The organism is Mesorhizobium sp. ES1-3 (assembly GCF_020164795.1).
GTDB lineage: Bacteria > Pseudomonadota > Alphaproteobacteria > Rhizobiales > Rhizobiaceae > Mesorhizobium.
Genome location: NZ_JAIUGW010000006.1, coordinates 12,490 through 24,284 on the forward strand (window position 1 = coordinate 12,490; position 11,795 = coordinate 24,284).

An 11,795-nucleotide genomic window follows, 5' to 3' on the forward strand; every position below is an offset into this window, starting at 1 on the left:
CTTGATTGGGCGGCGCTTATCAATGCGTCTCGGGCGCGTATCAACCAGTCTGAAAAACAGACGGCCGCCCGGTCAGGCCGTCGCCCGCGCGGCCTCGCGGTAGAGCGTCGGCGGCACGCCGACATGATCGCGGAAGAAGCGCGAGAAATTACCCTGCGTGGTGAAGCCGAGGTTGCAGGCGACCGAGATGAGCGGCTCCCGCGACCATTGCAACTGCCGCACCGCTTCCTCCATGCGCAGCGTGTTCCAGTAGACGTTGGGCGTCAGACTGGTCTGTTCCTTGAACAGAGCGAAGAAATGCGGCCTGGACAGGCCAACGGCGCGGGCGACATCGTCGAACGAGATGCGCTCGCAGACATTGGCTTTCATCAGCTGGATCGCCTTGCGGACGCGGAAATCCTGCATCGTGTTTATGCGGCCGCGCGCCTCCCGCGGCGCCGAGGCGTCGGCGGCGTCGAGCACCGAGTCGATGAAGCGCTCGATCTCGTAATTGGCGATATCGTCGACGCTTTCATTGTCGGTGAGATGGTCGAGCAGGCTGGCGGCGGCCTGGTGCAGCCATGGCTCGAGCGCGATCGCCGCCTGTGAGAACAGCGGGGCGCTGGACGGCAGGTCGCGGCGCCGGCGCGCCCAGTCCGGGTCGATGTAGAAGGCGAGGAACAGGCCCGGCCTGCCGTCCTGGGACAGGACGTGGCTGTGCGGCTGCAGCGAGTTGATGCCGGCGGCAGTGCCCTGGCCGAGGCGGACCGTCTCGCGGCCGATGGTCATCTCGCCGGCGGTGCCTTCGAGCCAGATGATCAGATGTGCCTCGACATGGGCATGGGTGACGAAGTCGCTCGCGACATTCAGGACAGAAACATGTCCGAACCGGCCCCAGTAGAGCCTGATCGCTTCCGTCATGGGTATATCCTCCCGCAAGCGACTGGCCTCCCTTCGCTCGCAGGGGGATTGTGCGGCCGGTTTTCGGTATCCGTCAAGGTAGCGGCTGTTGGCCGCTACCAATGCAGGTCGGCTTCAGCCGATTTTCAGACTGAGGGATAGGAGAGCCGGAACGAACAACGCTCCGACGACGCGCTCTCAGTCGCTGCGCCTGAAATTGCGGATGCGGTCGAACAGAACCGCCAGCAGGATGGCGCCGCCGATGAAGGTGCCTTGCCAGAAGGCGTTGATGCCAAGCAGGCCGAGGCTGTTGCGGATCACCTCGATGAGGGCAGCACCGACGATGGCGCCGAAGGCGGTGCCGACGCCGCCGGCGAGGTTCGCGCCGCCGATGACGGTGGCGGCTATCACCTGCAGTTCCATGCCGTTGCCGAGATTGGTGGTGACGGCGCCGAGCCAGCCGGTCTCGATGATGCCGGCAATGCCGGCCGACAGCGCCGAGATCATGTAGACGGCGACCTTGATCTGGCGCACCGGGACGCCGGTCAGCGTCGCGGCGTGCTCGTTACCGCCAATGGCGAAGATATGCCGGCCGAATTTGGTCCAGCGCAGGATGAAGCCGGTGATCAGCGCCAGGATGATCATGTAGAGCACCGGATTGGCGATGCCGAACAGCCAGGCGCCGCCGCCGAGCGCCAGAAGCTTGTCGTGGTCCGGCCCGAACTGGAAGACGACGGTGTTGTTGGAGGCGACCATGGCAAGGCTGCGGGCGATCGACAGCATGCCGAGCGTGACCACGAAGGGCGGAAAGCCCAGATAGGCGATAAAAACGCCGTTGAAGGCGCCGATGACGAGCGCGGTGGCGATCGAGGCCAGAATGCCGATCTCGATCGAAAAGCCGGCATGCATGGTGACGGCGAGCACCATCGAGCACAGGCACAGCACCGAGCCGACCGACAGGTCGATGCCGCCGGTGATGATGACGAAGGTCATGCCGAGCGCGACGATGGCGACGAAGGTGATGTTGCGGGTGATGTTGTAGAGGTTCTTCGAGGTGGCGAAGGCGTCGGTGGCGAAGGACAGGAAAATACAGGCTAGGATGACGGCGATCACCACCCAGAAAGTCTGGCTGGAGAACAGGCGCGACAGGAAGCTGTGCTGCTTCTGCGCGATCGTCTGGTCAAGGGTGACTGCCATTATAGACCTTTCCTGCGCTGCCCACGCGCGGTGAAATCCGGGTTCGCCATTCTCATGCCACCTGCTCGATAGCGCCGGTGATCAGCCCGGTAACCTCCTCGGGCGAACTCAACGCGATCGCCTTGTCGGCGACCTTCCTGCCGCGCCGCATGACGATGACGCGGTCGGCGACGTCGAAGACGTCGGGCATGCGGTGGCTGATCAGTACAACGGCGATGCCCTGGTCGCGCAGATGACGGATGAGGTTCAACACTTCGGCGACCTGCCGGACCGAGATTGCCGCCGTCGGCTCGTCCATCAGCACGATCTTGGCCTGCGACAGCATGGTACGGGCGATCGCCACCGCCTGACGCTGGCCGCCCGACATCTGCTTGACGAGGTCGCGCGGGCGGGTCTCGGATTTCAACTCGGCGAAGATCTGGCCGGCGCGCTTGTACATCGAGGCATAGTCGAGGATGCGGAACGGGCCGACACCGCGGCGCAGTTCGCGGCCGAGATAGACATTGGCCGCCGCCGTCAGATTGTTGCAGAGCGCCAGGTCCTGGTGGACGATCTCGATGCCGTGCTGGCGCGCCTCGACCGGCTTGTGCAGGATCAGTTCCTTGTCGTCCATCCGCATCGTGCCATGGCTCGGCCGGAAATTGCCGGCTATCATCTTGACCAGCGTCGACTTGCCGGCGCCATTGTCGCCCATCAGGCCGACGACCTGGCCTGGTTCGATCGACAGCGACACGTCGTTGACAGCCTGGATGGCGCCGAAATGCTTCGAGATGTTGGTGAGTTCGAGAACCGCCACCAGTCTTTGCCTCCCATGCCTGGCCCATCCGCCCGCGGACAGGCGACGGCTTCCATTGGCTTTCCCCAGCTCCTCCCGAGGACAGCGATGCCGTCATTTACGCGAATGGCGTCGCGGGCGTCAATTGTCGAACAGGCAATTGTCAGACGAATAGTGCCGTGCTGTTTTTGAAAAATCCGTTTTGTAGGACAAATAGCATTGACGTTGGCGGCAAGCCGATATTAGTTGAGCGTCGGAGGAAGACGTGCCGGCTTTGACGACGCCATCGGCGACGCCACCGGCACAAAGGTTTTGGCGATCTTGCCAGTGTCGTTGCCGGGCTGGTCGCATCTGAAAATGCTTATCGGCCTGGCCGGATTGAATGAGCGCACGCGTCTCAGTCATCTCGCATCTGGCTGGTTTGTGTGGCGGGCACGCCGTGTCCGTCTGTTTCCAAGGGAGGACTGACATGAGGAAAACAGTATTGCTCGCCGCCGTCGCCGCCATGGCGTTGGGCGCCGGGCCGGCTTTGGCCAAGAAGCAACTCGTCATCGTGGTGAAAGGTCTCGACAATCCATTCTTCGAAGCCATTCACCAGGGCTGCGAAAAATGGAACAAGGAAAACGCCAGCTCGAAATATGAATGCTTCTACACCGGCCCGGCGTCGACTTCCGACGAGGCCGGCGAGGCGCAGATCGTGCAGGATATGCTGAGCAAGGCCGACACGGTGGCGATGGCGATCTCGCCGTCCAACGCACCGCTGATCGCGCAGACGATCAAGAGCGCCAATCCGACGATCCCGATCATGACCGTCGACGCCGACCTCGCCAAGGAAGACGCGGCACTGCGCAAGACCTATCTCGGCACCGACAACTATCTGATGGGCAAGAAGATCGGCGAGTACATCAAGAAGGCCAAGCCGAATGGTGGCACGATCTGCACCATCGAGGGCAATCCCGCGGCGGACAACATCCTGCGTCGCGCGCAAGGCATGCGCGACGCGCTGACTGGCAAGGAAGGCCTCAAGGCACTTGCCGGCGAAGGCGGCTGGACAGAAGTCGCCGGCTGCCCGGTGTTCACCAATGACGACGGCGCCAAGGGCGTTCAGGCGATGACCGACATCCTCGCCGCCAACCCCAAGCTCGATGCGTTCGGCATCATGGGCGGCTGGCCGCTGTTCGGCGCGCCGCAGCCCTATCGCGATCTGGTCGGACCTCTGAAGGACCGGCTGGCCAAGAACGACTTCGTCATCGGCGCCGCCGACACGATCGGCGACGAGGTGGCGATCGCCAGGGATGGCCTTGTCACCGCGCTGGTCGGCCAGCGGCCCTTCGAAATGGGCTACAAGGCGCCATCGGTGATGATCGACCTGATCGAAGGCAAGAAAGTCGACGATCCGGTGTTCACCGGTCTCGACGAATGCACCAAGGACACGGTCGACACCTGCATCCAGAAGTAGGCCGCGATTTCGGGGCGCTCGCCAACGAGCGCCCCGTTTCCTCCAATTCTTCAACGGGACGCCTTGGTTGGGGCAACGGGCTCCGGCTTTGACGCGTCCGTGGTTTGGATTTTCGGCAACGGATCGGTGCGCCGCGCGGGTTTAGATCAATGCGGGTGACGGGCGGCCGACCTATTGGAACGTGGATGCCGGACGAGAAGGCAAAAAGAAAAGCCGGCCGGGCCAAGGCGCAAGCCAGTCGCGACCCAGCAGCCGTGCGTAGGGCGGAAGCGGCGCACTTTGCCGGGTCCAGCGTCCATGCCTCGCTCGCCAGCGAGATTGGCCTCAGGATCGTGCGCGGCGACTATCCGCCTGGCAGCATCCTGCCCAACGAAGCCAAATGGGCCGAAACCTTCAATGTCAGCCGTTCGGCGGTGCGCGAGGCGATCAAGATGCTGATGGCCAAGAGCCTTTTGGCGTCGCGCCCCAAGATCGGCAGCTGGGTCGAGCCCAAGGAGCGATGGAACCTGCTCGACCGCGACGTGCTGGCTTGGTACGCGACCGCTCCGGATCGCGAGGCGTTTCTGCGCACGGTTCAGGAGTTCCGCCACATCATCGAACCGGAGGCATCCGCCTTCGCCGCCATGCGGCGCAGCGACGAGCAGATGGCCGAGATCAGCCTGGCTTGCCGCGAGATGGGCGAGGCGGCCAACCTGCCCGAGCGCATCCGTGCCGACACGCGCTTTCACCTGGCCATCCTGCGGGCCTCGGGCAACGACCTTCTGGTGCCGCTCGGCGTGCTGATCGAATCGGCGCTCGACCATCTCTTCGTCTTCACCACGCGCCAGGTCGGCGATCAGCGGCGGGCACAGAAACTGCACGAGGCGATCGAAAAGAGCATCCGCCTGCAGCGGCCAGCCGCGGCGCGTAGCGCCGTGCACAAGCTGCTCGCCGACACCGATGAGGGGATCGGAAGGGGCCGGCGGTAAGGGCCCGCCGGCGGTTCGGGTCTCAGATCGTCTGCTTCTTGCCGTCCTTCATCGGCATCAGGTCGACACCATTCACTTTGGCGATGTGCGTGGCCAGCATCGGCACGAACTGCTCGGCCGGACCGGTTGCGTGGGCGCCGGCGAAGGAGTTCTTGGTGGCGTTGCCGAGCGGGTTGGCGATGCCGGCCGCACCCGCCATCGATTCCAGATAGGTCAGGTCCTTGAAGGCGTTGGCGATGGTGAATTTGTGGGCGTCGCGATCACCTTCCAGCGTCCAGCGCATGAATGTCTGGTAGAAGCCGCAATCCATGCGGCCATTGCGGATGACGCTGTCGAAACGCGGCGGCGAGATGCCGACCTTCTCCGCCAGTGCCAATGCCTCGGAATAGATCGCGGCATAACCCAGCGAGATGAAATTGTTGAGCAGCTTCATGCGGTGGCCATCGCCGGTGTCGCCGATATGGACGATGCGGCCGGCCCAGGTGTCGATCACCGGCTTGACCCTGGCGAAGACGGCGTCGGGCGCGCCGACCATGGCGTCGAGCGTGCCTTCCCAGGCTTCCTTCGGGGTGCGGCTGAGCGGCGCGTCGACATAATCGACGCCAAGCGCGTTGAGTTCTGCCGCGAGCGACACCGTCGAGACCGGATCGGAGGTCGAGCAGTCGACGACGACCGAACCGTTCTTCAAACCCTCCTTGAGCCCGCCGGGGCCGCGAATGATGGCCTCGACCTCGCGCGAGCCGGTGACGCAAATGAAGATGATATCGGATGCCGCCGCCACGTCGCGGGAGGTCGACGCCTCATGAGCGCCTCGGCCGAGAAGATCCTCCGCCGGTTTGCGGTTCTTGCGGCCGAGAAATGTCAGGGAATACCCCTTGTCGACGATGTTCTTGGCGATGCCGTGACCCATCAGGCCAAGGCCGACAAAGCCGATCTTCTCGCTGCTGGCGGTCGTGTTCATGCTGTCTGTCCTGTCTGTGATTATCGATAATGTCGCCGCCGTTTTAGCCATATACGGTTGCAGAAAGCAATATTGTCTGACAATACACGTCAATCCTAGGACTTTCGTGGAGACCAGAATGACGAAGCGGATCATGTTCACCGGCGGCAGCGGCAAGGCTGGGCGCCACGTCGTGCAATATCTGGTGGAGCAGGGTTGCCAGGTGCTCAACATCGACACCAGGCCGCTCGACAATCCCAAGGTGCGCACGCTGATCACCGACATCACCGACAGCGGCCAGGTGTTCAACGCGCTGTCGAGCTATATGGGGCTGCACGAATTCGATCCGTCGCTGCGGCCGCAGCCGGTCGACGCCGTGGTGCATTTCGCCGCCATTCCACGCATCATGATCACGCCCGACAACGAGGTGTTCCGCATCAACGCGATGGGCACCTACAATGTCATCGAGGCCGCGGTGAAGCTCGGCATCCGCAAGGTGATCATCGCTTCCAGCGAGACGACCTACGGCCTGGTGTTCGCCAACGAGCCGCGCGACCCCACGCATTTCCCGCTCGACGAGGAGTATGACGTCGATCCGATGGACAGCTATGCGCTGTCCAAGATCGTCAACGAGAAGACGGCGCGCGCTTTCGCGCAGCGTAATGGCACGGACATCTATGCCTTGCGCATCGGCAATGTCATCGAGCCGCACGAGTATTCGCTGTTTCCGAAATGGTTCGCCGATCCGGGCTTTCGCAAACGGATCGCCTGGAGCTACATCGACGCGCGCGACCTTGGCCAGATCACGCAGCGCGCCATTGAGAAAGATGGGCTGGGCTACCAGGCGTTCAACGCCGCCAATGACGACACCTCGTCCGATCTGCCGACGGCCGAACTCCTGAAGCGGTTTTATCCCGGCGTGCCGGTCAAGGGCGAACTCGGCGAATACGAGACGCTGCTGTCGAACCGCAAGGCGCGCGACATGCTCGGCTTCCGGCCCGAGCATAGCTGGCGCAAATACGTCAAGACCGCCTGAGCGTGGTCGAATCGCGGCTGGGTTGTGCATAGAAGCCGGCTTTGCGGCCCAACGCCCGCACCGCGCTTGACAGCTTCCGTAAACCGGCCTTTTTGGAGCCCATGCGGGACGCGAGACCGAACAAGGAAAAATCGCCCAAAAAGGCTGTAGCTGTCGAGCGCCCGGTCGGTGTTCGCCGGCCCGACGCGGCGCGCATTCCCGGCTCCAGCGTGCATACGTCGCTGGCGAGCGAGATTGGTCTGCGGATCGTGCGCGGCGACTATCCGCCCGGCACCATCCTGCCCAATGAAGCCAAATGGTCGGAGACCTTCAGCGTCAGCCGGTCGGCGGTGCGCGAGGCGATCAAGATGCTGATGGCCAAGAGCCTGTTGGCATCGCGCCCCAAGATCGGCAGCTGGGTCGAACCGAAGGAACGTTGGAACCTGCTCGACCGCGATGTGCTTGCCTGGTACGCGACGTCGCCCGACCGCGAGGTGTTCCTGAGGACGGTGCAGGAATTTCGCCACATCATCGAGCCGGAAGCGACGGCCTTCGCCGCCATGCGGCGGACCGACGAGCAGATGGCCGAGATCAGCCAAGCCTGCCGCGAGATGGGCGAGGCGAAAAGTCTGCAGGAACGGACCCGCGCCGACACCCGCTTCCACCTCGCCATCCTGCGTGCCTCCGGCAACGACCTACTGGTCCCGCTCGGCGTGCTGATCGAATCCGCCTTCGATCATTTGTTCACCTACACGACCCGGGAACTCGACGATTTGCAGCTCGCCCAGAAGATGCATGAGGCAATCGAAAAGAATATCCGCCTGCAACGGCCCGATGCGGCGCGCAATGCCGTGCGCAAGCTGCTGGCCAATACCGACAACGTCATCCGTTCGCGGTAGGATTCACCGATAAGCCATTCGGCACGCGGGTGTTTCCGTCTTGCAGGCCGTCGAAGCAATTCAGGCCGGCACCGCCAAAAAATTCGAGAGCTAGTGTCGGATCGGCTGTGTGGCACCCGTCCTTGGGGTGTCGAACGGGAAACCAGCAAGGAGAATTTGACATGCCCAGCACCGTACGTCTGCACCGCGTTCTGACCACCAGCCCGGAGAAGGTCTACCGCGCGTTCCTCGAGGCCGACGCGCTTGCCAAATGGCTTCCGCCGAACGGCTTCACCTGCACGGTTCATCACTTCGAGGGCAAGGTCGGCGGCACGTTCAAGATGTCGTTCCGCAATTTTACCACCGGCGACAGCCACTCGTTCGGCGGTGAGTATGTCGAGCTCGTTGCGGGCGAACTCCTGCGCTACACCGACAGGTTCGACGATCCCAACCTGCCCGGCGAGATCGAGGTGACGGTGACGTTGAAGAAAGTGTCCGTGGGCACCGAAGTGAACATCACTCAGGCTGGCATCCCGGACGTCATTCCCGCGGAGGCCTGCTATCTCGGCTGGCAGGAATCGCTACGGAACCTGGCCAAGCTCGTCGAACCCGAGATCAAACAATAGGACGCCGGCCGGCTGGACAACCGGCACGTTCCTCACCTCGTTTTGAAGGGCTGAAGAAGCAGCTTGAGGAGCCATTGGCGGGCGAGGGTGGCTAATCCTCCTTTGGACGCCCGAATGCGGTGCGCAGTTCGTCCTTGGCGTCTTCGAGGATCTTCTTGCGCGCCGCGGGCAGGTTTTTTCCGGCCCTGTTGATGTAGAAATTCAGCATCGACATGGCGGACTGGAAGGGTTCGGCCTTGCGACGGTGGCTGTGTTCGGCCGAACGCTTGAGCGAGGCGGCGATCTTCTTGGCGTCGTCGGATTCGAAGACGTGCTCCTCGAGATCCATCGCATTGCTGTGCTCGGTCACCTCGGCCGACCATTTCTGCTTGGTGGCGGTCACGGCTGGACTCCTTTGCGGTGTTGCTGATCGGAAACTCCAGATATCGGCGTCGGTTCCCGCATTCGTATCGGCCTGGAGCCACGGATTTGCCCGCTGTGGCGCTGCTGTGCGCCGAGAATGCGTCGATAGTGGTCAAAACAGCAGCGGTTGAGACCGCCGACAGGAAACGCCTTTGACGCGAACCGACTTGAGCCGGCCCAGTCCCGGCATCGACAGTTCCTACGCCTGGATGCGCCTTGCCATCTCGATGCTGCTGGCGACGATCGGTGCGGTCGGCATGTGGGCCGTTGTCGTGGTGCTGCCGGCGGTACAGGCCGAGTTCGGCGTCGACCGCGCCGCGGCATCCATGCCCTACACCGCGACCATGGTGGGCTTCGCCGCCGGCAATGTGCTGGTCGGCCGCGCCATCGACCGCATGGGCTATTGGATCCCGGCGCTGTTCTCCTCGATCGCGCTCTCCGCCGGTCTCGTGCTCGCCGCGCTGTCGACATCGATCCTGCAATTCACCCTTGCCCAGGGGGTGCTGATCGGTGTCGGCACATCGGTGATCTTCGGGCCGCTGATCGCCGATATCTCGCACTGGTTCAATCGCCGCCGCGGCGTCGCCGTCACGGCGGCGGCGGCCGGCAACTACCTTGCCGGAGCGATCTGGCCCACGATCATGCCGACGCTGATCAAGGCAGAAGGCTGGCGCTTCACCTATGCGGGCATCGGCGTCTTCTGCCTCGTCACCATGGTGCCGCTTGTGCTGTTGCTGCGTCGCGGCGCTCCGGAAGCGACGGCCGCCGGCTCGCCCGGAAGCCGGCCGGTGCAGCCGATTCCAATGTCGCCGGCGGCAATGCAGGTCCTGCTGGTCGTCGCGGGACTGGGCTGCTGCGTGGCGATGTCGATGCCGCAAGTGCACATCGTCGCCTACTGCATGGATCTTGGCTACGGCATGGCGCATGGCGCCGACATGCTGTCCATCATGATGGCGGCGGGGGTCGTCAGCCGGCTTGCGTCCGGCTTTGTCGCCGACCGCATCGGCGGCGTCAAAACCTTGCTTATCGGCTCCGTGCTGCAATGCCTGTCATTGCTGTTCTATATCCCGTTCGACGGGCTCGCCTCGCTCTATGTCGTGTCGCTGGTCTTCGGCCTGTCGCAGGGCGGTATCGTGCCTTGCTATGCGATCATCGTGCGCGAATATCTGCCCGCCAAGGAGGCCGGCCAGCGCATCGGCATCGTGATGATGGCGACGATTTTCGGCATGGCGATCGGCGGCTGGATGTCGGGCTGGATCTACGACCTGACCGGCTCCTACGCCGCCGCGTTCCTGAACGGCATCGCCTGGAATCTGTTGAACATACTGGCGATCGGGTTGTTCATGTGGAAGGCGAGGCACAGAGCTGTCGCGGCCGCCTAAGGCGAAGGTCTGGCACAGCCATTCGGTGGCTCGGCTTGACAACAGGCAGTCACTGCGCGACGCCAAGGCGGATGGGTGCGGCAACAGGCCGGTGAGATGGCGACAGCTGGAAAGATCGCATTGGGCGCGCGGTTCGATGGCCATGCGCATGGGCCAAGGCCTTGATCAAGCCGCGCTCGCGCCGGGGCGGTGGCCGCCCAACCCTATCGGATGTGGCACACAAGGCCGGCGTCGGCGCCATCACCGTTTCCCGCGCGCTGCGCGAGCCGGAACGCGTTTCCAAGGAGTTGCGCCGCCAGATCATGGCCGCCGTCGAAGAGCTTGGCTATGTGCCGGATCCCAACGCACGCGCATTGGCCTCGGCGCGCGCCGAGGTGTTCGGTGTGCTGGTGCCCTCGCTGACCAACAATGTCTTCGCGGAGGTGGTGCGCGGCATTTATGACAGCCTGTCGGACAGCCCGTTCCGCATCCAGCTCGGCAACACGCATTATTCCGGGCTGGAGGAGGAGCGTCTGCTGCAGCTGTTTGGCTCCCAGCGGCCGGCAGCGCTGATCGTCGCCGGCATCGACCAGACGCCCACCTCGCGAAAACTGTTGGAGAATGCCGGTTGCCCGGTGGTCCAGGTGATGGAGACCGGGCCCGATCCCGTGGACATGATGGTCGGCTTTTCGCATCTCGACGGCGGCAGGACGGCGACCGAGCACCTGATCGAGGCGGGGTATCGCCGGATCGGTTTCATCGGTGCGCGCATGGACCCGCGCTCGCAGCGGCGCCTTGCTGGATACCGGGTGGCGATGGAGAAGGCCGGGCTGCTAGACCCGCGCCTGATTACCACCACGCCGGTGCTTTCCAGCGTGTCGCTTGGCCGCGAACTGTTCCGCGATGCCCTTGCCAAGATGCCGACGCTCGACGGCGTGTTCTGCAACAACGACGACATCGCGCTCGGTGTGCTGTTCGAATGCCATCGCGCTTCGATCGACGTGCCGAAGACCATCGGCATTGTCGGCTTCAACGATCTCGACATGATGCAGGTGGCTTTTCCCTCGATCACCAGTGTCCGCACCCATCGCTACGAAATCGGCAGGCGCGCGGTGGCCATGGCGCTGGCGGCAATTGGCGGCAACAGGCCAGAGCAGCGGGTCGTAGACCTCGGTTTCGAGCTGAAGCAGCGCGAGAGCACGGCACGTTGAAACATTTTAGAACCTGCTGAAATCAGCCTTTACAGACATTCTTGGTAGCGCTACCATTCGGGCCAGCGCGAAGTCGAACCGCTG

At 63.4% G+C, this 11,795-nt stretch carries 13 protein-coding genes; 7 read left to right on the forward strand and 6 right to left on the reverse strand.

Features of this window, described 5'->3' with window-relative positions; all coding sequences use genetic code 11:
* Nucleotides 1–72 precede the first annotated feature (72 nt).
* From LB536_RS11165 to LB536_RS11180, 4 genes are all read right to left on the reverse strand, one after another.
* Nucleotides 73–900 (reverse strand): helix-turn-helix domain-containing protein, encoded by an 828-nt coding sequence (locus tag LB536_RS11165; protein WP_224591932.1) that lies wholly within the window; start codon nt 898–900, stop codon nt 73–75.
* A gap of 177 nt (nt 901–1,077) precedes the next feature.
* Entirely contained in the window at nt 1,078–2,076 is a 999-nt protein-coding gene (locus LB536_RS11170; RefSeq protein ID WP_224591934.1) for an ABC transporter permease, read from the reverse strand.
* Nucleotides 2,077–2,128: 52 nt separating this feature from the next.
* A complete protein-coding gene (locus tag LB536_RS11175) occupies nt 2,129–2,872 on the reverse strand; it encodes an ATP-binding cassette domain-containing protein (RefSeq protein WP_140759106.1) in 744 nt (247 codons plus the stop codon).
* 120 nt (nt 2,873–2,992) lie between these two features.
* Nucleotides 2,993–3,256 (reverse strand): hypothetical protein, encoded by a 264-nt coding sequence (locus LB536_RS11180; protein ID WP_140759104.1) that lies wholly within the window; start codon nt 3,254–3,256, stop codon nt 2,993–2,995.
* A gap of 64 nt (nt 3,257–3,320) precedes the next feature.
* On the opposite strand from LB536_RS11180, the gene LB536_RS11185 reads away from it, so the two are divergent.
* Nucleotides 3,321–4,310 (forward strand): sugar-binding protein, encoded by a 990-nt coding sequence (locus LB536_RS11185; RefSeq protein WP_224591937.1) that lies wholly within the window; start codon nt 3,321–3,323, stop codon nt 4,308–4,310.
* Between the two features lie 185 nt (nt 4,311–4,495).
* Entirely contained in the window at nt 4,496–5,278 is a 783-nt protein-coding gene (locus LB536_RS11190; RefSeq protein ID WP_140811993.1) for a FadR/GntR family transcriptional regulator, read from the forward strand.
* A 22-nt stretch (nt 5,279–5,300) separates the two neighbouring features.
* Here LB536_RS11190 and LB536_RS11195 read toward each other — a convergent pair whose 3' ends face one another.
* A complete protein-coding gene (locus tag LB536_RS11195; protein WP_224591940.1) occupies nt 5,301–6,239 on the reverse strand; it encodes an NAD(P)-dependent oxidoreductase in 939 nt (312 codons plus the stop codon).
* Nucleotides 6,240–6,357: 118 nt separating this feature from the next.
* On the opposite strand from LB536_RS11195, the gene LB536_RS11200 reads away from it, so the two are divergent.
* From LB536_RS11200 to LB536_RS11210, 3 genes are all read left to right on the forward strand, one after another.
* Nucleotides 6,358–7,254 carry an NAD-dependent epimerase/dehydratase family protein gene (locus LB536_RS11200; protein WP_140811991.1) on the forward strand — a complete coding sequence of 299 codons (897 nt, stop codon included), beginning with the start codon at nt 6,358–6,360 and terminating at the stop codon, nt 7,252–7,254.
* A gap of 101 nt (nt 7,255–7,355) precedes the next feature.
* Nucleotides 7,356–8,132, forward strand: coding sequence for a FadR/GntR family transcriptional regulator (locus LB536_RS11205; protein WP_140759094.1), 777 nt, complete (start codon nt 7,356–7,358; stop codon nt 8,130–8,132).
* A 161-nt stretch (nt 8,133–8,293) separates the two neighbouring features.
* Nucleotides 8,294–8,737, forward strand: a complete 444-nt coding sequence (locus LB536_RS11210) for an SRPBCC family protein (RefSeq protein ID WP_027141553.1) — start codon at nt 8,294–8,296, stop codon at nt 8,735–8,737.
* A 91-nt stretch (nt 8,738–8,828) separates the two neighbouring features.
* On the opposite strand, the gene LB536_RS11215 is transcribed toward LB536_RS11210, so the two are convergent.
* Nucleotides 8,829–9,065, reverse strand: a complete 237-nt coding sequence (locus LB536_RS11215) for a DUF3175 domain-containing protein (protein WP_263489014.1) — start codon at nt 9,063–9,065, stop codon at nt 8,829–8,831.
* A 226-nt stretch (nt 9,066–9,291) separates the two neighbouring features.
* Here LB536_RS11215 and LB536_RS11220 point away from each other — a divergent pair, with 226 nt between their 5' ends.
* Together LB536_RS11220 and LB536_RS11225 are read left to right on the forward strand one after the other, a co-directional pair.
* Nucleotides 9,292–10,521 (forward strand): MFS transporter, encoded by a 1,230-nt coding sequence (locus LB536_RS11220; RefSeq protein ID WP_224591946.1) that lies wholly within the window; start codon nt 9,292–9,294, stop codon nt 10,519–10,521.
* Between the two features lie 161 nt (nt 10,522–10,682).
* Nucleotides 10,683–11,711, forward strand: a complete 1,029-nt coding sequence (locus tag LB536_RS11225; protein ID WP_140759086.1) for a LacI family DNA-binding transcriptional regulator — start codon at nt 10,683–10,685, stop codon at nt 11,709–11,711.
* Nucleotides 11,712–11,795: the final 84 nt, after the last annotated feature.

Excerpts from the sequence above, each read along its gene's own strand:
- LB536_RS11210 (WP_027141553.1), top strand. The coding sequence starts at position 8,294 with ATGCCCAGCACCGTACGTCTGCACCGCGTTCTGACCACCAGCCCGGAG.
- LB536_RS11185 (WP_224591937.1), top strand. The coding sequence starts at position 3,321 with ATGAGGAAAACAGTATTGCTCGCCGCCGTCGCCGCCATGGCGTTGGGC.
- LB536_RS11215 (WP_263489014.1), bottom strand. The coding sequence starts at position 9,065 with ATGGATCTCGAGGAGCACGTCTTCGAATCCGACGACGCCAAGAAGATC.
- LB536_RS11170 (WP_224591934.1), bottom strand. The coding sequence starts at position 2,076 with ATGGCAGTCACCCTTGACCAGACGATCGCGCAGAAGCAGCACAGCTTC.
- LB536_RS11195 (WP_224591940.1), bottom strand. The coding sequence starts at position 6,239 with ATGAACACGACCGCCAGCAGCGAGAAGATCGGCTTTGTCGGCCTTGGC.
- LB536_RS11180 (WP_140759104.1), bottom strand. The coding sequence starts at position 3,256 with ATGACTGAGACGCGTGCGCTCATTCAATCCGGCCAGGCCGATAAGCAT.
- LB536_RS11190 (WP_140811993.1), top strand. The coding sequence starts at position 4,496 with ATGCCGGACGAGAAGGCAAAAAGAAAAGCCGGCCGGGCCAAGGCGCAA.
- LB536_RS11200 (WP_140811991.1), top strand. The coding sequence starts at position 6,358 with ATGACGAAGCGGATCATGTTCACCGGCGGCAGCGGCAAGGCTGGGCGC.
- LB536_RS11205 (WP_140759094.1), top strand. The coding sequence starts at position 7,356 with ATGCGGGACGCGAGACCGAACAAGGAAAAATCGCCCAAAAAGGCTGTA.
- LB536_RS11165 (WP_224591932.1), bottom strand. The coding sequence starts at position 900 with ATGACGGAAGCGATCAGGCTCTACTGGGGCCGGTTCGGACATGTTTCT.